Below are 17767 nucleotides of genomic sequence, written 5' to 3' on the forward strand. Positions count from 1 at the left end.
TCACGCGGTCGCCTCTCTGTTCCCGACCGCCTGCGGGGCGCTCGACGCGCACGGGGCGACCTGCCACGATGGAGGCCCCGTCCGCCCACCGGAGGGACGCCGTGACCTTCATCGAGGCCGTCCAGGTCTGCCTGGCCAAGTACGTCGACTTCACCGGCCGCGCGCCGCGCTCGGAGTACTGGTGGTTCTTCGTCTTCAACCTGCTGGTGAGCATGGGTGCCACGACCGTGGACCAGATCATCGGCGGCGACGTCGTCGCCGCGCTCGCTGCGCTCGCACTGCTGCTGCCGGGCCTGGCCGTCGCGGTGCGGCGGTTGCACGACACGGGCCGGAGCGGGTGGTGGGTCCTGATCGTGCTGGTCCCGATCGCGGGCTGGATCGTGCTGATCGTCTTCTTCGTGCTGCCCGGCGACCGGTTCCAGAACCGGTACGGCTTCCCCTTCGAGTTCTAGCCCGGCCCGGGGCGAGCGTCAGTTGCCGCTGCCGGGCAGGCGGGGCAACGTGCTCGGGAGCGGGGTCGTCCGATCCTTCGGCGTGGCGGCGACCGTCGGGGGCCGCGAGCTGCCCGTGGCGCGCGGCGGCGCGGTCGTGCTGGTGGTCGGGCCGGTGGTCGGTGCCGTCGTGCTGGTCGTCGGCCCGGTCGTCGTGCCGGTCGGCTCGGTGGTCTCCGACGTCGGCGGCGTCACCGGCTCCGTGGTCGGCTCCGTGGTCGGCTCCGTGGTCGGCTCCGTGGTCGGCTCCGTGGTCGGCGGCGTCACCGGCTCGGTCGTCGGCTCGGTGGGCGTCTCGCAGACCACCGTGCCGGACGCGGTGCCGCTGAACGGCTCCGTGGTCTGCCCGCCGGGGTAGTCGACCGTGACGGTCCAGTCGTAGGACCCGCCAGGCACCGGGTAGGACTCGTGGAAGCCCGACAGGTCGCCGTCCAGCGCGTAGTCGTCGCTGACCGGGTAGACGGTGCCGCCGATGTCGATGGTGATGGTCACGGGCACGGTCACCACGTTCATCTCGATCCACTCCGGGGCCGGGTTGTAGGTGATGTCGGCCCGGAACATCTCGCAGGTCGCGTTGACGCCGATCGTCGGCGCATCGGCGGCGGCGCTCTGGGCGAGGACGATGCCGCCCACCCCCAGACCGGCGAGCATCCCCGACGCGGCGAGCGCCGCGACCGGCGTGGCAAGGACTGAACGGCGCACGGGGTCTCCCTCCCGATACCTGCAGGACTCGGGACCATCGTCCCCACCAGCTGGTCACGTCACACGTGACCCGCGCCACGACCGCGCGCGCCGGGGCCCGGCAGCCCCCTACGGGGAGCCACCGGGCCCGGTGCGGACCGCCGAGCGGTCAGTCGGTGACCACCGCCTTCAGCACGTCGACCTTGGCGGCCGAGCGGGCCGGGCCCACGGCGGCGAGGACGCCGGCGACGGCGGCGATGGCGACGTACACCCCGATCTGGCCGAACGGGACCGAGATCGCCTCGATGCCCTCGTCCTTGAGGACCTGCGACATCGCCACTCCCAGGCCGGTGCCGAGCACCGCTCCGGTGAGGGCGCCGATCAGCGAGATCACCGCCGACTCCCAGCGGACCATCGCCCGGACCTGGCCGCGGGTCATGCCGACCGCGCGGAGCAGACCCAGCTCGCGGGTGCGCTCGAAGACCGAGAGCGCCAGCGTGTTGACGATGCCCAGCAGGGCGATCACCACGGCCAGGGCGAGCATCACGGTCATGAAGGTGAGCAGGGTGTCGATGAACCCGCTGGCCTCCTTCTCGAAGCCGGCCCGGTCGAGCACCTTGGCGTCCGGGTGGTCGGCCAGCGCCGCGTCGACCGCGTCCTGCACCTCGGCCCGGTCGGCCCCGGCGTCCAGGGTGACGAACGCGTTGGTGACCAGCTGCGGTCCGGCCAGCGCCTGCTGCGCGGCCCGGCTGATCACGAAGCTGTCGCTGATCCAGCCCTTGCCGCTGTAGACGGCGGCGATCTCCAGCTGGTGCGCGCCGCTCTGGGCGAACTCGGCGGTGACGGTGTCACCGACGTGCCAGCCGTTGTCGACCGCCGCGTCCTCGGCCACCATCACCGAGTCCCCGTCGAGATCGGCGATCGAGCCCGCGCTCACCCCGAGGTTGAAGACGTCCTCGGCGTTGCTCGGGTCGACGGCGGAGTAGCTGCCGTCGGCTCCGTCGAAGCGAGCCAGCCCCCAACCGTTGGCGGAGACCTGGTCCACCCCGCCGACCGCCTCGACCGCGTCCAGCACCGACGGGCTGTAGCCGGGGCCCTGGGCGCTGGCGGTGACGACGTACAGGTCGGCGTCGACCCGGTCGTCGAGGACGTCGCCGAAGGAGGCCTTCAGCGAGGAGGCGAAGACGCCCATGCTGACCACCAGCGTCAGGCCGATCATCAGCGCGGCCGCGGTGGCGGAGGTACGGCGCGGGTTGCGGACCGCGTTCTGCCGGGCCAGGTCGCCGGGGAGGCCGCGCAGCCGCAGCGGCGCCGCGATCAGGGCCGCGAGCGGGCGGACCGCGATCGGCAGACCGATGACGACCCCCAGCATGGCCCCGGCCAGTCCGAGTCCGAACGTCGACATGCTGCCCTCGCCGAACAACGCGTAGAGGATCGCCGCGACCCCGGTACCGACGACCATCAGGCCGACCAGGGCGCGCGCCCACGAGGAGCGCTCACCTCCCGGGGCCGACTCGCGCAGGGCCTCGATCGGCAGCACCTTGGTGGCGCGGCGGGCGGGGACCAGCGCGGCCAGCACGGTCACGCCCGTGCCCACGGCGAGCGAGATCCAGACCTGGCTGGCCTCGATCTGCAGGGCGGTGAAGGGCAGGGCCAGGCCGGTCACGTCCATCAGCCACTTCAGGCCCTTGGCCAGCGCGACGCCGATCCCGAAGCCGGCCGCGGAGGCGACCAGGCCGAGGCCGAGCGCCTCCAGCAGGAGGCTGCCCATCACCTGACGCCGCTTGGCGCCGACGGCCCGCAGCAGCGCGATCTCACGGGTGCGCTGGGCGACCGTCATGCTGAACGTGTTCCAGATGATGAAGGATCCGACGAAGAGCGCGATCCCGGCGAAGATCCCGAAGATGTAGCCGACGATCTTGAAGTTCTCCTTGGTGGCCGTGGCGTTCTCCTCCGCCGCAGCCTTGCCCGTGATCGCCTCGGCGCCCTCCGGCAGCACCTGGGCGACCCGGTCGGCGAGCTGCGTCTGGCTGACGCCGTCGGCGGCGCTCACCTCGATCCGGTCGAACCAGCCGGGACGGCCGAGCACCTGCTGGGCGGTCGCGTCGTCGAAGTACGCCGACGTGGTGCCGCCGAGGTCGGTGATCCCGTCCCCGTAGCCGACCGTGCCGACGACGGTGAACTCACGGGTCGGGCCCTGGAAGAGGACCTTGATCGTCGAGCCCAGCGCGATGTCGTGGTCGGTGGCGCTGGTGGCGTCGATGGCCACCTCGTGGCCGTTGGTCGGGGCGTCCCCGCTGAGCAGCTCGACGTCGCCGCGGAGCGCCTCGTCGGCCGGCATGCTGTAGCCGTTGGTCGGGGCGCCGCCGTTGGTGGTGATCGCGCGACCGTCGGTGTCGGTCAGCAGGGCGTAGCCCTGGACCGCGCCCTCGGCGGCGCGGACGCCGTCGACCTGGCGGACCTTCGCGAGGGCCTTCTCCGAGATCGGGCCGCGGTTGGTGCCGACCCCCTCGGTCTGGGTGTACGGGGCCTCGGTGCGGACCACCACGTCGGTCCCGGCGCCGATCCTGCCGAACAGGTCGTCGAAGGCGACGCCCATCGTGGTGGTGAGGATCATCGTGCCGGCGAGCAGGGAGACGCCGAGTGCGATCGACGCCGTGGTGAGCAGGAAGCGCAGGCGATGAGCCACCATCCCGCGCAGGGTTGCGGTCAACATGTCAGGCTCCCAGGTTCTTCATGTGGTCGAGGACGTCCTCGGCGGTCGGGGCGTGGATCTCGCCGGCGATGCGGCCGTCGGCGAGGAAGATGACCCGGTCGGCGTAGGCCGCCGCGGTGGGGTCGTGGGTGACCATGACGACCGTCTGGAAGAGGTCGTCGACGGCCGAGCGCAGGAAGCGGAGCAGCTCGGTACCGGACCGGGAGTCGAGCGCGCCGGTGGGCTCGTCGGCGAAGACGATCTCGGGCCGCGAGGCCAGGGCGCGCGCCGCGGCGACCCGCTGCTGCTGGCCACCGGAGAGCTGCGAGGGCCGGTGCCCGAGCCGCTCGGCGAGGCCGACGGTCTCCACGATCGAGGCGACCCAGTCGCGGTCGGGCCGGCGGCCCGCGATCCGCAGCGGGAGCACGATGTTCTCCGCGGCGGTCATCGTCGGCAGCAGGTTGAACGACTGGAAGATGAAGCCGATCCGGTCGCGGCGGAGCTTGGTCAGCCTGCCGTCGCGCATCCGGGTGATCTCGGTGTCGCCGAGGTACACCTCGCCGGACGTGGGCCGGTCGAGGCCGGCGAGCACGTGCAGCAGGGTCGACTTGCCGGAGCCCGACGGGCCCATGATCGCGGTGAACCGGCCCCGGTCGAGCTCGACGCTGACGTCGTCGAGGGCGACCACGGCGGCGTCGCCGGATCCGTACTGCTTGCTGGCGCCGACGACCCGGGCGGCGGGTGTGGTCGGGGCGGCGGCGCCGGTGCGGTGCGCGGGGTGCTGCGCGGCGGTGCTGGTGAAGACGGACATCTGGGATCTCCTCGGATCTCCTGGTGGGTTCGCCACCCGATCGAGCGGCATGTGTCCAGCGCACCGCGATCCGTCGCTGTCGACGATCGGGCAGGCCGCACGGCGTACGGCGCTGGCCGCACGGCCCGGGACGCTGCCCGGGTGGGGCCAACCCCACCCCCGGGGTGTGGCCAGCCCCCTCGCCGCGGCCGGCCGGAGCGGGGAGACTGCAGGCATGACGTGGCGGCTGCGCCTGCGCCGGCCCACGCGCCAGGAGGTGCTCTGGACCGGCCTCGTCTGGGGCGCCGTGGGCGGGTTCGTGGTGCTGTCCTACGTCGTGGTCGTGGTCGGCGGTGGGGCGCTGCTCGGCGACACGTCCGCGCCGCGCCTGGGCCTCTCGGTGCTGGCCACCGCCGTGGTCGCGCTGGGCTTCGACCCGGTCGCGGCCGGGGCGCGCCGGATGGCCTCGCGGGCCGTGGCCGGTCGCCGCCCGTCCCCCTACGACGCGCTGCGCCGGTTCACCGGTGCCGTGGCCGGCACCGGCCCGGCCGAGGACCTGCCCGAACGGCTGGCCCGCCTCCTCGTCGAGGGCACCGGGGCGGCGTGGGCGCAGGTCTGGGTCGACGTCGACGGTCGGACCGTCCCCGCCGCGGCCTGGCCACCCGACGCCCCCGGCGCACCCGGCGCCCCCGGCGCACCGGTCTCGCCGGAGCGGGCGGTCGCGCTCCCCGGAACCCACCTGCTCCCCGTGCTCCACGGCGGCGAGCGGCTCGGGGTGCTGGTGCTGCGCGAGCGCGACGGCGTCCGGCTGACCCCGATCGAGGAGCGGCTCTTCGCCGGGCTGGCCACGCAGTCCGGTCTGGTCCTGCGCGGGGCACGGCTGCGGGCGGCTCTCGAGCAGCGGCTGGACGAGCTGTCGGCCCGGGAGGCCGAGCTGCGCGGTTCCCGGGAGCGGCTCGTCGACGCCCAGGACGAGGCGCGGCGACGGCTCGAGCGCGACATCCACGACGGGGCCCAGCAGCACCTGGTGGCGCTGGCCGTCAACCTCCGCCTGGCGGCGACGCTGGCCGATGGCGCCCCGGAGCGGGCCGACGCCCTGCTCGACGCCCAGCACCGGGCCGCCGACGACGCCATCGAGACGCTGCACCGCCTCGCCCGCGGCATCTACCCGCCGCTGCTGGCCGAGCACGGCGTCGCGGTGGCGCTGCGCGCGGTCGCCGGCGACGGGGTGGAGGTGGTCGAGCGCGGTGCGGTGCGGCAGCCGCTGCCGATCGAGGCCGCGGCGTACTTCTGCTGCCTGGAGGCGATCCAGAACGCCGCCAAGCACGCCGACGCGACCACGCTGCGGGTGGTGGTCGACGGCACCGAGGCCGGCCTGACGATCACCGCGGTGGACGACGGGGTGGGCTTCGACCCCGCAGCGCCGACCGTGGGCACCGGGCTGGCCAGCATCCGCGACCGGATCGACTCCGCCGGAGGCACCGTGGCGATCGACTCCACCCCGGGGCACGGCACCCGGGTCACGGCGGTCCTGCCCGGACGGGTCGCGCCGTGACCCGGCGCGGCGGCGAGGTGCTGCCCCGGCTGGCCTGGTCGGCCCTGGCCGTCACCGTCGCGCTGGTGGCCGCGGACGTCGCCGTGGCGACCCGCGCCGTGCCGCTGTTCTCGGAGACGGCCGTCGCGGTGCACGGCTTCCCGTTCGTGGAGGCCGCCTCCGTCGGCTGCGCGCTGATGGGTGCCCTGATCGTCGCCCGGTACCCCCGCCACCCGGTCGGCTGGCTGCTGATCGTGGTCGGCCTGTCCACCGCGATCTCGCTGGTCGCCGAGGCCTACGCGTACTGGGTGCTCGAGGCCGGCGGGCCCGGCCCGACGGCGCTCGGCGGCGTCGGGGCCTGGCTCGCCCAGCTCTGCGGCGGCCAGCTCGTGATCGGCGTGCTGGCCTGGCTCTTCCTGCTGGCCCCGGACGGGCACCTGGCCTCGCCCCGCTGGCGGTACGCCGCGGCGGTGCCGACGGTCGGCAGCGCGTTGTGCCTCGGCGCGATCCTGACCGTCGACCCGACCACGTTCGACCTGGTCGCCGCCAACGACCGGTTCGGGCCCACCCGCCTCGTCGTGCTCAGCATCGGCTTCCTGCTGATCCTGATCGGCATGGCACTGGCCTGGATCTCGGTGCTGGTGCGGCTGCGGGCCGCCACCGGGGACGAGCGTCAGCAGCTGCGCCCCATCGCCCTCTCAGCAGGGTTGGCGGCAGCGGGCCTGGTGATGCTGGTGACCGTCCAGCAGGTGACCGGCGGCGTGCAGACGTGGCTGGCCGGAGTGCCGCTCTTCGTCGCGTTCCTGCTGATGCCGATCCTGTTCGCGGTCGCCGCGCTGCGCTACCGCCTCTACGACCTCGACGTGATCATCGGGCAGACGGTCCTGGTCGTCGCCGGCACCGCGTTCGCGGCCCTCGGCTACACCGCACTCGTGGTGCTCGCCGGACGGCTGCTGGAGGGGCGCGCCGGCGGGTTCTGGCTGTCGCTGGTCGCCACCGCGGCGGTCGCCCTGGCGTTCCAGCCGCTGCGGCGGTTCGCGGTGCGGCTGGCCGACCGGGCGGCGTACGGGACCCGGGCTCAGCCCTACGAGGCGCTCGCGGCCTTCGGTCGGCGGCTGGCCGACGCGCCCGACCCGGACGAGCTGCTGCCGGCCGTGGCGGAGGCGGCCGCACGGGCCGTCTCGGCGCAGGGCGCCCGGGCCGCGCTGGCGGTGCCCGGCGGCGATCCGGCCACCGGCACCTGGGGCTGGTGGCCCGCCGAGGTCGAGATCCCCCACCCGTCGTTCACGGTCCGCGCGGAGGGGCGCGACCTGGGGACGATCGAGGTCGTGCTGCGCCGCGGGCGCAGCCTGCGGCCCTCGGACGTCCGCCTGCTGGAGGCGCTGGCCGACCAGACCGGGGTGGCGTTCCGCAACACCGTCCTGGCCGGGGCGCTGGCCGCCCGGGTCGCCGACCTCGACCGCACCACCCGGGACCTGGCCGCCTCCCGCGCGCGGCTGATCGAGGCCGACGACGCCGCACGGCGGACGCTGGAGGCGGCCATCGCCCGGGACGTGCTTCCCTACCTCGCCTCGCTGCCCACGGAGATCGATGCCGCCCGGGCGGCGCTGGCCGCCGGCGACGACCCGCACCTGGAGGCGCTGATCGCCGGCACCAACCGTGCGCTCGAAGCGCTGCGCGAGCTCACCCGCGGCGTCTTTCCCGCCCAGCTCGCGAGGTCCGGCCTCGACGCCGCGCTGCGCGGCCTGGTGGCGCGCGCCGGGATGACCGCCGAGCTCACCACCGGCATCGACCAGCACCGCTACCCCGCCCGCGTGGAGGCCGCCGTCTACTTCTGCGCCACCGAGGCGGTCGGCTCCGCCGGTGGGCCGGTCGCGGTCCACCTGGCCGAGGTCGACGGCGACCTGGTGCTGCGGGTCGGTGGCCTGGACCCCGCGTTCGACCGGCGCTCCGCGACCGACCGGGCGGAGGCCGCCGGCGGCCGGCTGCGGGTCGAGGGCGATGTCGCGGTGCTGACCGTCCCCGCCACGCCGATCGCCTCGCCGATCGACTCACCCGTCGGCGCGGCCCCCGCCGTGCCCGCGCCCGGCGCCGTCCCAGGCACCGGCTAGGCGGTCGGGGCCGAAAGCGCCCTTGGGGATGTAGGCCGCCGCCCCGCATCCCGCGGCGTCCACCTGGTCCTCGTCGTACGTCGAGAGCAGCACCACCACCGGCGCCCCGCCCGGCCCCGAGACCAGCCGCCGCGTCGCCTCGATGCCGTCGATGCCGGGCAGGTGGACGTCCATCAGGACCAGGTCGGGGCGCAGCGCGGCGGCCGCGGCGAGCGACTCCTCCCCCGAGGCCGCGGCGCCGACCAGCTCGAACCCGGGCGTCGCCTCGACCACGGCCGCCATCGCGAGCCGGTAGGGCTCCTGGTCGTCCACGATCAGGACCCGGACCGCTGCCGGCTCGGCCGCGGACTCCCCCACCGCCTCACCCACCGCGCGGACCGCCGGTCGCGTCGAGGTAGGCCAGCACCGCCATCACGCGCCGGTTCACGTCCGACTCGTTGCCCAGGCCGAGCTTCTGGAACACCGACCCGATGTGCTTCTCCACCGCGCGCTCGCTCAGGAAGAGCGCCTTCGCGGTGGCGGCGTTGCTGCGTCCCGCGGCCAGCTCGCGCAGCACGTCCGTCTCGCGCTCCGTCAGCCCGCGCAGGGCGGAGCCCGGCGCGCTCTTGCGGGCGAGGAGCCCCTCGACGACCTTCGGGTCCAGCGCGGAGCCGCCGCGGGCCACCTCCTCCAGCGCCCGGACCAGCTCCTCCACCTCGCTGACCCGCTCCTTGAGCAGGTAGCCGAGGCCGGCGACGCCGTCGGAGAGCAGCTCCACGGCGTACTCCGCCTCGACGTACTGGGAGAGCACCACCACCCCGGTGTCGGGGAAGTCGGCGCGGATCCGCTTCGCCGCGTCGATGCCCTCCGTGGTGAAGGTCGGCGGCATCCGGATGTCGGTCAGCACCGCGTCGGGCCGGTGCAGCGCGACCGCCCGGTGCAGGGCCTCGGGGTCGGCGACCGTCTCGACCAGCTCGAGGCCGTCGGTCTCGGCGAGCAGGCCCGCGACCCCCTCGCGGACCAGGTAGTTGTCGTCGGCGAAGACGACCCGCACCGCCATGGGCCCAATCTAGGGCGTTCGGCGGGTGTGCGGCTCAGGTGGCGGGGATGATCCGCAGGTCGCGGATCGCGCCGTCGTCCAGGGCCGCCAGCGCCTCCTGGTACGCCGGGCTGTCGTGCGCCGCGCGGGCGGCCTCGACCGACTCGAACTCGATCAGCACGGTCCGCATGTCCTGCCCGGCCTCGTAGGTCTGCTCCGGGAAGCCCCGCGCCAGGAACGTGCCGCCGGCGCCCTCGAGGGCGGGTCCGGCCAGCTGCGCGTACGCGGCCAGCTTGGCCTCGTCGAGAACCTCCCGGTAGAGCGAGATCCAGTAGGCGGTCATGCGGCACTCCTCAGGCGTCGGGGGCGCGCCCGGTCGGGCGCGACGCCGATTCTGCCGGTCCCCGGCCAGCGTCCGGCGGGGCGTCCAGCAGCCGTCAGTGGCGGGCCGCCGCCTCGGCGGCCCAGAGCGCCGCGCCGACGATGCCGGCCCGGTTGCGCAGGGTTGCCGGCACCATCTCGGTCCCGACGTCGATCAGGTGCAGGAAGCGGTCGGCCTTCTTGCTGATGCCGCCCCCGACGACGATCAGGTCCGGTGAGAACAGCGCCTCCAGCATCCGGTAGTACGCCGTCAGCCGCTTCGCCCACTCCTCGTAGCTCAGCTCCTCACGCTCCCGGGCGGAGTTCGCGGCGTACTGCTCGGCGTTGCGGCCGTCCAGCTCGAGGTGGCCGAGCTCGGAGTTGGGCACCAGCGCGCCGTCGTACACCAGGGCCGAGCCGATGCCGGTGCCGAGCGTGGTCACGATGACCAGCCCGTCGCGCCCCTTCGCCGCCCCGTAGCGGGCCTCGGCCAGGCCGGCGGCGTCCGCGTCGTTGACGATGTGCACCTCGTGCCCGGTGGCCTCGGTGAACAGCGCGTCGGCGTCGGCGCCGAGCCAGCCCGGGTCGATGTTCGCGGCCGAGCCGACCACCCCGTGGTGGACGATGCCGGGGACGGTGATCCCCACCGGCCCGGTGCGGTCGGGGAAGCCGTCGAGCAGCTCGACGACGGCCTCGGCGACCGCCGCCGGCGTCGCCGGCTGCGGGGTGGGGACGCGGACCCGCTCCCCGTCGAAGTCGCCGGCCGCCAGGTCGACGTAGGCGCCCTTGATGCCCGAGCCGCCGAAGTCGATGCCGAATCCCGTCGTGACCATCCGCTTCCTCTCCCCGAGTTCCCGAGTTCTCCCCCCGGTCCCCGCCAACCCTGCCACGATCGGCGACCGTGATGTCGTTCACCGAGGCCGTCCGGTCCTGCTTCACCCAGTACGTCGGCTTCACCGGCCGCGCGTCACGCGCGGAGTTCTGGTGGTTCGTGCTGTTCTCGATCCTGGTCACCTTCGTGACCGGGTTCGTCGACGCGGCCGTGTTCGGCTACGGGTGGGGCGACCCGGAGCCCATCAGCACGGTGGCCTCGATCGCGCTGCTCCTGCCGACCATCGCGGTCGGGGCCCGCCGGCTCCACGACACCGGGCGCTCGGGCTGGTGGCAGCTGCTCTGGCTGATCCCCTGCGTCGGCTGGATCCCGCTGGTGATCTGGTGGTGCCAGCGCAGCGACCACCTGCACAACGAGCACGGCTACCCGTGGGTCGCGCCGGCGCGCTGATCGCTCACGCGTAGCGCAGCGCCTCGCCGGGGCGGAACCGGACCGCGCGGCGGACCGGCAGGACGAGCACCAGCAGGGCGAGCACGGTGGTGCCCACCAGCGCGATCAGGACGTTGCCGGGCGGGAAGACGACCGGCAGCCGGACCTCGACGACCTCCCAGACCAGACGCAGGATCAGCCGGGTCAGCAGGTAGCCGAGCGGGATCCCGACCAGCCAGCCGAGGAGCGCCAGCGCGACGCCCTCCGTGGTGAAGATCCGGCGGATGTCGCGGGCCCGTGCGCCGATGCTGCGCAGGATCCCGATCTCCCGGGTGCGCTCCAGCACGTTCGTGGTGATGGCGTTGGCCAGCCCGACCATGCTCATCGCCACGATCAGGAAGCCGAGCACCGCGATGGTCGTGGTCAGCGTGCTGTTCGCGGCGATCTCGTCCCGCTCGGCGACGTAGCGGATCTCACTGGTGACCTCGTAGCCCTGGGCGGCCAGGCGGTCCTCCACGGCAGCGGTGACCCGGTCGGCGGCGGCCTCCTCCCCGGAGTCGGTGCCGATCCAGTACGTGCTGGCGGCGGACGGCCGCTGCAGCAGGTCGCGGGCGGTGCCGAGCGGCACGTAGAGGGCGGTGCCGTTCTCCTGCTGGTTGGTGGCCAGGCCGATGATCTCGAAGTCCGCCTCGCCGGCGGCCGTGGTGAGGGCCACGCGGTCGCCGACGTCGATCCCGGCGCTCTCGGCGATGTTGCGCTCCAGGACGGCGACCCGGGCGGCCGCCTCGTCCTCGCCGGCGTCGAACCACCGGCCCCCGGCGAGCCGGTACCGGAAGAGCGGGTCCGGATCGACGCCCCACAGGAAGGCCTCGCGTCCGGCGAGCTCGACCGCGTTCTTCAGCACCGGCTGCGCCCGGGCCACGCCGGGCGTGGCGAGGATGGTCTCCAGCGCCCGGTCGTCGAACGGCGCGCCCGCGGTGGAGATCTGGACGTCCTCGAGGTGCGAGCCCCAGGAGGCGCGCGACGCGTCGGCCGCCGACTCGGCCAGCGCCATCACCGCGAGCAGGTTGCCGACCGCGAGGGCCACGATCGCGGCCGTGGCCATGCTGCGACGCTTGCGGCGACCCACGTTGCGCAGGCCGAGCTGGGCCACCCGCGGCAGGAAGGTGGTACGCCGCAGCGCGCGGTCGACCGCGTCCGTCCCGCCGGTGGCGGAACCGCTGGCCTCCAACGCCTCGCGAAGGTCGACGCGGAGCGCGCGGCGGATCGCCGGCAGCGCGGCCAGCGGGGGTGCCGCGAGCCCGACCAGCAGGCTGACCAGCACCACCACGGGGGCGACGCCGAACCCGACGTCGACCGCCCAGAACGAGGTGGCGAAGTAGCCGGCCAGCGCCCAGGACATGAGGATGCCCAGCAGTGTGCCGACCACGGCGCCGATGGCGCCCAGCAGCAGCGTGGTCCGCACGTAGACCGACGCCACCTGCCGGCGCCGCGCCCCGACGGCGCGCATGACGGCGATCTCGCGGGTCTGCTCGGCCACCAGCGTGCTCAGCGTGTTGGAAACCAGGACGGCCGCCGAGATCAGCGCCAGCACCGTGATCACCCCGAGCAGCTGCGCGAACCGCTCGGTGTCGGTCCTGCCCGGCCAGTCGCCCGGCGCGCGGATCGCCGGCAGGTTGGAGAACCCCTCGAAGCCGTCGACCGTCGCCAGCTGCCCCCGGACGCGCTCCACCGTCGCCCGGGCCGCGGCCGGGTCGGGGTCCTCGAGGCGCAGCGCCAGCCCGCCGAAGCCCGCCTCGCCGCTGAGGCCCGCGACGGTCTCCGCGTCGGCGTACAGCACGACGACGCTCTCGTCCTGCACCTGCTCGCCCCCGGGCAGGCTGCGACCGCGGCCGCTGAGCGGGAGCTCGGCGCGCGCCCCGCCGGCACCGACCAGGGTGACCGTGTCGCCGGCCGCGCCGTCGTACACGCCGGTGTTGGCGTCCTGCACGTCGGCCAGCAGCTCGCCGGGGCCGGGGAGCGCCCCGGACTCGACCCGCACCACGTCGACGGTCTGGTCGCTGAGGTCCCGGACCCCGATCAGTCGCGCCGGGGCACGCCGCTCGCCGATCAGCACCCGCGCATCGACGCTGGAACGGGCCTCGACCGCGGCGACGTTCGGCAGCGCGACGAGCGCGGCCAGGTCGGCCTCGGTCAGCTCGACGGGGCGCATGGTCACCGTGACGTCGGCCAGCCGCCCGTCGCGGACCTCGCGCTGCATGGCGTCGTCGATCAGCGGCGGAATGGCGAAGAACGAGATGCTGGCGACCGCGATCGCCAGGGTCAGCACGGTGAAGAAGGTCCGGGCCGGCCGCCGCAGCAGGTCGGTGACGGACAACCGGTGCTCGGCCGCGAGCATGGTCACTCCCGCTCAGTCCCGGACCACGCGGCCGTCGCGGATCTCGACGACCCGCGGGGCACGGGCGGCCAGGTCGCGGTCGTGGGTCACGAACAGCACCGTCTTGCCCTGCTCGTTGAGTCGCACCAGCAGGCGGAACATCTCGTCGGCGGTCGCCGAGTCGAGGTTGCCGGTCGGCTCGTCGCCGACGATCAGCCCCGGGTCGGCCGCGAGCGAGCGGGCGATCGCGACGCGTTGCTGCTCGCCGCCGGAGAGCTCGGCGGGCAGGTGGTCGACCTTGTCGCCCAGCCCGACCGCCTCGAGGTTGCGCCGGGCCCGCTCGAACCGTTCCCGCGTGGACCCGCGGCGCAGGAAGTCGAGCGGGAGCGCGGCGTTCTCCAGCGCCGACAGGGTGGGCAACAGCTGGAAGAACTGGAAGACGATGCCGACGTGCTCGCCGCGCCAGACGGCGAGCCGCTCCTCACTGAGGTCGTCGATCCGGGAGCCGTCGAAGTAGATCGAGCCGGCCGTGGGCCGGTCGATCCCGGTGATCATGTTGAGCACCGTCGACTTCCCGCTGCCGGACGGACCGACGACCGCGACCATCTCGCCGTGGCCGATCCGCAGGTCGACGCCGCGCAGCGCGCGGTACTCCAGCTTCCCGGTCCGGAAGGTCTTCTCGACGCCGGACAGCTCGATCAGCGGCGGTCGGGTCGTCGCGGCCGCCTGCCGACTGGTCATCGCTTCGCTCATGGGCTGCTCCCGCGCTCGGTCCCTTGAAGGATCGAGCGCGCGACGGTCTCCAGGCAGGGCCGATCGGCCCCTGTCGGCGGGGCATCTCGTCCGGCGCCGCTACCGTTCGGCCATGTCCAGGCGACCCGGAGACCCGCGAGCAGCCGACCGGCGCAGCGGTCGCTCCCCCGCCGCCCGCAGGGCCACGCGCCGCGCGTCGGCCGTTGCCGCGGCGTTCTACGGGGTGCTCGGTGTCCTCGTGCTCCTCGACGAGGTGCCTGCCGTCCTGCTCGCGGCGTACGGCGTGCTCAGCGTGGTCGCGTTCGTGGTGTACCGCTCCGACAAGTCGGCCGCCGAGCACGGCCGGTGGCGGTGGTGGCGGACCCCGGAGTCGACGCTGCACGCCCTGGCGCTGGTCGGCGGCTGGCCCGGCGCGCTGGTCGCCCGGCAGGCGCTGCGCCACAAGACCGTCAAGCAGCCCTTCCGCAGCCTCTTCTGGGTCACCGTGGTCGCCAACTGCGCGGCCCTCGCCGCGTTCGTGGCGCTGCTCGGGTAGCGGCGCCCGCCCGGGTCAGGTCCGGAACTGGCCGACCGAGGTGCGCAGCGAGCCCGCCAGCTCGGCCAGCGCGTCGACCGCGGCGTGGGCCTGGGTCAGCGCCCTCGTGGTGGTCTCCGCCGCCGCGGAGACGCCGGTGACGTTCTGGGCGATCTCGCCGGTGCCGAGCGAGGCCTCGGCGACGCTGCGGGACATGTCGCTGGTCGTGGCCGTCTGCTCCTCGACGGCGGCGGCGATCATCGTCTGGTAGTCGCTGATCGAGCCGATGACGCCTGCGATCTCCCCCATCGCCTCGACGGCACCGCCCGCGTCAACCTGGATCGTCTCGACCCGACGGGCGATGTCCTCGGTGGCCCGCGCGGTCTGCTGGGCGAGCTGCTTCACCTCGCCCGCCACCACGGCGAAGCCCTGCCCCGCCTGACCGGCACGGGCCGCCTCGATGCTCGCGTTGAGCGCCAGCAGGCTGGTCTGCTCGGCGATCGCGGTGATGTCGTTGACGACCTTGCCGATCTCCCGGCTGCTGATGCCGAGCTTGGCGACGGTCTCGTTGGTCACCTCGACCGTCGACACGGCCTCGGCGGCGACCCGGGCGGCCTCGGCCGCCGACACGGCGATCTCGCGGATGGAGGCGCCCATCTGCTCCGCGCCGGCGGCGACGGTGGCGACGTTGCGCGAGACCTCCTCGGCCGCTTCGGAAACCAGGACCGCCTGCACGCTGGTCTCCTCGGCGCCGGCGGCGATCTGCTGCGAGGTCGCCGAGAGGTCACCGGAGGAGGTGGCGACGGTGTCGGCCGAGGTCATCACCTTCTCCAGCAGCACCCGCAGGCTCTCGGTGGCGAGGTCGAGGCTCGCGGCCATCTGGCCGACCTCGTCCTGGGCGTCGATCCCCGCGCGCCGGGTCAGGTCACCCTCGGCGAGGGCGTCGACGACGTGCTTGACGGTGGCGACCCGGCGCGAGAGCGCCGCGGAGACCCACCAGCCGAGACCGAGGGAGAGCACGAGGCCGATGGCCAGCAGCGCCCAGACGACGAGCCGGTTGGTCTGGTAGGTGTCGCGCACCGCCGACGCTGCCTCGGCCGCGTCGCTGCGCTCGAGCGCCGTCAGCGCGTCCGAGGACTCGGTCATCGTCGTGGTCAGCGGGCTCATCACCTCGTCGTTCGCGGCGACCCAGGCGTCGCTGTCGCCGGCCAGCGCGAGCGGCGCCATCACCGTGTCCTGCTGGTCGAGGTAGTCGTCCACGGCGGCGACGAGCGACGCCAGCGTCTCGCGGCGGCTGCCGCTCAGGCCCGTGGCCTCCGTGTAGAGGTCCACCGCGGCGTCGAACTCCGCGAGGTCGGACCGCATCTGCGACAGCGCCGCCCGCGTGCCGGCGCGCGTCGGCGCGATCAGCGCGTCGCGAGCCTTCTGGCGCATGTCGAAGATCGCCGCCTCCATGTCCGCGGTCGCCTCGACGGCGTGCAGGTTCGTCTCGTAGATCGCCTGCGCGGCGTCGGCCGAGGCGCCGAGCGAGCGCAGGCCCATCACGCCGACGACGAGCGCCACGGCGGCGGCGAGGGTCACCGCGGTGAGCACCTTGGTGCGGACACCCAGGTCGCGGAACCACACGTAGGGCGAGGAGGGGCGGGGAGAGCTCATGGTTCTGCCTTTCGAGGCGAGCGCCACGCGGGTCGAGCGCGACGACAGGCACTGGTACTGCCCGGCACATCGGGCGCGTGCAGGCCTGGATGAAACGTCAACCACAAGTCGTCGGGCCCGAAACAAACCGAACGGGCCCGACTCGCCAGGGCCGATGTCCCGTGCGTGCCGAGAACGCGCTGGAACCGCACGAGAACCACCCCCGCCCCGCACCGTTCGCGCAGGTCAGAGGGGCCCGCCTCGAGGGTGGGCGTTCGCGACCGGACGGGCCGGCCAAGGGCAGGAGGGCCTGGCGGGCGATGTCGAGGACCCCGAACGTCGCCGCGACGGGGATCCCGTCGGCGGCCGGCTCGCGGGCGAGCGCGCGGCCCTCGCTCAGCGCGAGATCATCTGCACCTCGAGGTACGCCTGCGGGCCCGCTATCCAGGAGCAGGTGTTCGTGTTCGCGCCGTAGTTCCAGTAGAAGAGCTCGACGGAGTCGCCCTTGGCGAGCTTCAGCACCTCCCCGACGTCCTGGTTGCGATAGCCGGCGCCCGGGTTGTCCTGACCGCTGAACAGCTTCACCTCCCCATTGACGACGATGGCGATGTCGCTGCCTCCGTCGTCGGTCCCGGAGCCCCAGCAGATGCTGCCCTTGACCGCGTAGCGGCCGGCCTGCTTCACGACGATCCTGTCGTCGCCGGGGGTGTACAGACCGCCCACGTCGTACCCCTGGACGCTCATGTCCACGGCGTTGTTGGAGCCGTTCAGGGGCACCGTCCCAGCCTCCATCCGGGCCCCGGGGAGGAAGTTCTTCGCCGTGTCCTTCACCTTGAGGCCGGCGACGTCGGCGGATCTCACCGAGTCGTTCTTGATGTCCTTGCCCGTGATCAGGCCCGCGGCGTAGGCGCCGCCCGTCGAGACGGCGAGGAAGAGGGCGAGGGTGGACGCGATATCGGCATACCCGGGTCGACGCATGAGCGCGCTCCAATGTGTGGGAAGGGGATCCAGCCGGTGCGCCACCGGAGGCGGTGGCCCTTCGCATCCTTCGGGCTCGGCACCGCACCGTCAACCCGCGCGGCCGCATCGGCCACCTGGTCCAGACACGCGAGAGGGCCCGGACCGCGGTGCGGTCCAGGCCCTCTCGTGGGGTCCAGCATGCTGGCTGGTGGAGCTGCGGGGAATCGAACCCCGGTCCTCGAGCGTCGATCCAGGTCTTCTCCGGGTGCAGTCCGTGATGTCGTGTTCTCAGCCCCGGTGCTCGCACGGACACGTCACCGACAGGCTCAGTCAGGTTTGAGTCCCGATCAACCACCCTGACAGCAGTGGATCAGCAAGTCTCCTAGATGACGCCTGGGTCCGGGACGGAGACGGATGCCCGGTCAGACGCTTCGATCACCGCGTCAGGCGGCGAGAGCGAAGGAACTGCGCTTAGCGTTGGCAGTTATTGGTTTCCAGCGATCGTTTACGAGATGACGCTGGCTTCTCGACCCGCTTCCCCTGGAACTAACGTCCCAAGTCGAAACCGATCAGCCCCTCTTGAGTTG

16 protein-coding genes and 1 other RNA gene are annotated in these 17767 nt (G+C 73.7%); 5 read left to right on the plus strand and 12 right to left on the minus strand.

Annotation, left to right across the window (positions count from 1 at the left end):
• Positions 1–101: 101 nt before the first annotated feature.
• The gene (locus E8D34_RS10375; protein WP_136594549.1) at positions 102–452 is read left to right on the plus strand and encodes a DUF805 domain-containing protein; all 351 of its coding nucleotides are present in this window, start codon (positions 102–104) and stop codon (positions 450–452) included.
• An 18-nt stretch (positions 453–470) separates the two neighbouring features.
• On the opposite strand, the gene E8D34_RS21055 is transcribed toward E8D34_RS10375, so the two are convergent.
• From E8D34_RS21055 to E8D34_RS10390, 3 genes are all read right to left on the minus strand, one after another.
• Positions 471–1193 carry a hypothetical protein gene (locus E8D34_RS21055; protein WP_206056661.1) on the minus strand — a complete coding sequence of 241 codons (723 nt, stop codon included), beginning with the start codon at positions 1191–1193 and terminating at the stop codon, positions 471–473.
• 148 nt (positions 1194–1341) lie between these two features.
• The gene (locus E8D34_RS10385; RefSeq protein WP_136594550.1) at positions 1342–3888 is read right to left on the minus strand and encodes an ABC transporter permease; all 2547 of its coding nucleotides are present in this window, start codon (positions 3886–3888) and stop codon (positions 1342–1344) included.
• 1 nt (position 3889) lies between these two features.
• Positions 3890–4678, minus strand: coding sequence for an ABC transporter ATP-binding protein (locus E8D34_RS10390; protein WP_136594551.1), 789 nt, complete (start codon positions 4676–4678; stop codon positions 3890–3892).
• Positions 4679–4892: 214 nt separating this feature from the next.
• Between E8D34_RS10390 and E8D34_RS10395 the strand changes: the two genes are divergently transcribed.
• Together E8D34_RS10395 and E8D34_RS10400 are read left to right on the plus strand one after the other, a co-directional pair.
• On the plus strand, positions 4893–6212 hold the full coding sequence (locus E8D34_RS10395; protein ID WP_136594552.1) for a sensor histidine kinase: 1320 nt from the start codon (positions 4893–4895) through the stop codon (positions 6210–6212).
• The gene (locus E8D34_RS10400) at positions 6209–8302 is read left to right on the plus strand and encodes a hypothetical protein (RefSeq protein ID WP_136594553.1); all 2094 of its coding nucleotides are present in this window, start codon (positions 6209–6211) and stop codon (positions 8300–8302) included. Before E8D34_RS10395 ends, E8D34_RS10400 begins: the two co-directional genes overlap by 4 nt.
• On the opposite strand, the gene E8D34_RS10405 is transcribed toward E8D34_RS10400, so the two are convergent.
• The 4 genes from E8D34_RS10405 to ppgK all read right to left on the minus strand — a co-directional run bounded on the left by E8D34_RS10405 (position 8243) and on the right by ppgK (position 10513).
• A complete protein-coding gene (locus E8D34_RS10405; protein WP_136594554.1) occupies positions 8243–8659 on the minus strand; it encodes a response regulator transcription factor in 417 nt (138 codons plus the stop codon). The genes E8D34_RS10400 and E8D34_RS10405 overlap by 60 nt on opposite strands.
• 4 nt (positions 8660–8663) lie before the next feature.
• A complete protein-coding gene (locus tag E8D34_RS10410) occupies positions 8664–9335 on the minus strand; it encodes a response regulator transcription factor (RefSeq protein ID WP_206056668.1) in 672 nt (223 codons plus the stop codon).
• A 40-nt stretch (positions 9336–9375) separates the two neighbouring features.
• Positions 9376–9663, minus strand: coding sequence for a DUF1330 domain-containing protein (locus tag E8D34_RS10415; protein ID WP_136594556.1), 288 nt, complete (start codon positions 9661–9663; stop codon positions 9376–9378).
• Between the two features lie 94 nt (positions 9664–9757).
• Positions 9758–10513, minus strand: a complete 756-nt coding sequence (gene ppgK, locus E8D34_RS10420) for a polyphosphate--glucose phosphotransferase (RefSeq protein WP_136594557.1) — start codon at positions 10511–10513, stop codon at positions 9758–9760.
• A 71-nt stretch (positions 10514–10584) separates the two neighbouring features.
• Between ppgK and E8D34_RS10425 the strand changes: the two genes are divergently transcribed.
• Positions 10585–10962 (plus strand): DUF805 domain-containing protein, encoded by a 378-nt coding sequence (locus E8D34_RS10425; protein ID WP_136594615.1) that lies wholly within the window; start codon positions 10585–10587, stop codon positions 10960–10962.
• A 4-nt stretch (positions 10963–10966) separates the two neighbouring features.
• On the opposite strand, the gene E8D34_RS10430 is transcribed toward E8D34_RS10425, so the two are convergent.
• On the minus strand, positions 10967–13339 hold the full coding sequence (locus E8D34_RS10430) for an FtsX-like permease family protein (protein WP_240771285.1): 2373 nt from the start codon (positions 13337–13339) through the stop codon (positions 10967–10969).
• 12 nt (positions 13340–13351) lie between these two features.
• Positions 13352–14071: an ABC transporter ATP-binding protein gene (locus tag E8D34_RS10435; protein WP_168929398.1), complete on the minus strand. Its 720-nt coding sequence runs from the start codon at positions 14069–14071 to the stop codon at positions 13352–13354.
• Positions 14072–14183: 112 nt separating this feature from the next.
• On the opposite strand from E8D34_RS10435, the gene E8D34_RS10440 reads away from it, so the two are divergent.
• Positions 14184–14606 carry a DUF1294 domain-containing protein gene (locus tag E8D34_RS10440; protein ID WP_136594559.1) on the plus strand — a complete coding sequence of 141 codons (423 nt, stop codon included), beginning with the start codon at positions 14184–14186 and terminating at the stop codon, positions 14604–14606.
• A gap of 15 nt (positions 14607–14621) precedes the next feature.
• Here E8D34_RS10440 and E8D34_RS10445 read toward each other — a convergent pair whose 3' ends face one another.
• The 3 genes from E8D34_RS10445 to ssrA form a co-directional block, all read right to left on the minus strand.
• Entirely contained in the window at positions 14622–16241 is a 1620-nt protein-coding gene (locus E8D34_RS10445; protein ID WP_136594560.1) for a methyl-accepting chemotaxis protein, read from the minus strand.
• 375 nt (positions 16242–16616) lie between these two features.
• The gene (locus E8D34_RS10450) at positions 16617–17198 is read right to left on the minus strand and encodes a hypothetical protein (protein WP_136594561.1); all 582 of its coding nucleotides are present in this window, start codon (positions 17196–17198) and stop codon (positions 16617–16619) included.
• Positions 17199–17386: 188 nt separating this feature from the next.
• Positions 17387–17757, minus strand: a transfer-messenger RNA (tmRNA) gene (ssrA, locus tag E8D34_RS10455).
• Between the last annotated feature and the right edge of the window lie 10 nt (positions 17758–17767).

It is taken from the genome of Nocardioides sp. GY 10113 (genome assembly GCF_004919105.1).
In the GTDB taxonomy this organism is placed as follows: Bacteria; Actinomycetota; Actinomycetes; order Propionibacteriales; family Nocardioidaceae; genus Nocardioides.

Excerpts from the sequence above, each read along its gene's own strand:
- E8D34_RS10415 (WP_136594556.1), bottom strand. The coding sequence starts at position 9,663 with ATGACCGCCTACTGGATCTCGCTCTACCGGGAGGTTCTCGACGAGGCC.
- E8D34_RS10395 (WP_136594552.1), top strand. The coding sequence starts at position 4,893 with ATGACGTGGCGGCTGCGCCTGCGCCGGCCCACGCGCCAGGAGGTGCTC.
- E8D34_RS10435 (WP_168929398.1), bottom strand. The coding sequence starts at position 14,071 with ATGAGCGAAGCGATGACCAGTCGGCAGGCGGCCGCGACGACCCGACCG.
- E8D34_RS10425 (WP_136594615.1), top strand. The coding sequence starts at position 10,585 with ATGTCGTTCACCGAGGCCGTCCGGTCCTGCTTCACCCAGTACGTCGGC.
- E8D34_RS10445 (WP_136594560.1), bottom strand. The coding sequence starts at position 16,241 with ATGAGCTCTCCCCGCCCCTCCTCGCCCTACGTGTGGTTCCGCGACCTG.
- ppgK (WP_136594557.1), bottom strand. The coding sequence starts at position 10,513 with ATGGTCACGACGGGATTCGGCATCGACTTCGGCGGCTCGGGCATCAAG.
- E8D34_RS10430 (WP_240771285.1), bottom strand. The coding sequence starts at position 13,339 with ATGCTCGCGGCCGAGCACCGGTTGTCCGTCACCGACCTGCTGCGGCGG.
- E8D34_RS10390 (WP_136594551.1), bottom strand. The coding sequence starts at position 4,678 with ATGTCCGTCTTCACCAGCACCGCCGCGCAGCACCCCGCGCACCGCACC.
- E8D34_RS10385 (WP_136594550.1), bottom strand. The coding sequence starts at position 3,888 with ATGTTGACCGCAACCCTGCGCGGGATGGTGGCTCATCGCCTGCGCTTC.
- E8D34_RS10450 (WP_136594561.1), bottom strand. The coding sequence starts at position 17,198 with ATGCGTCGACCCGGGTATGCCGATATCGCGTCCACCCTCGCCCTCTTC.
- E8D34_RS10440 (WP_136594559.1), top strand. The coding sequence starts at position 14,184 with ATGTCCAGGCGACCCGGAGACCCGCGAGCAGCCGACCGGCGCAGCGGT.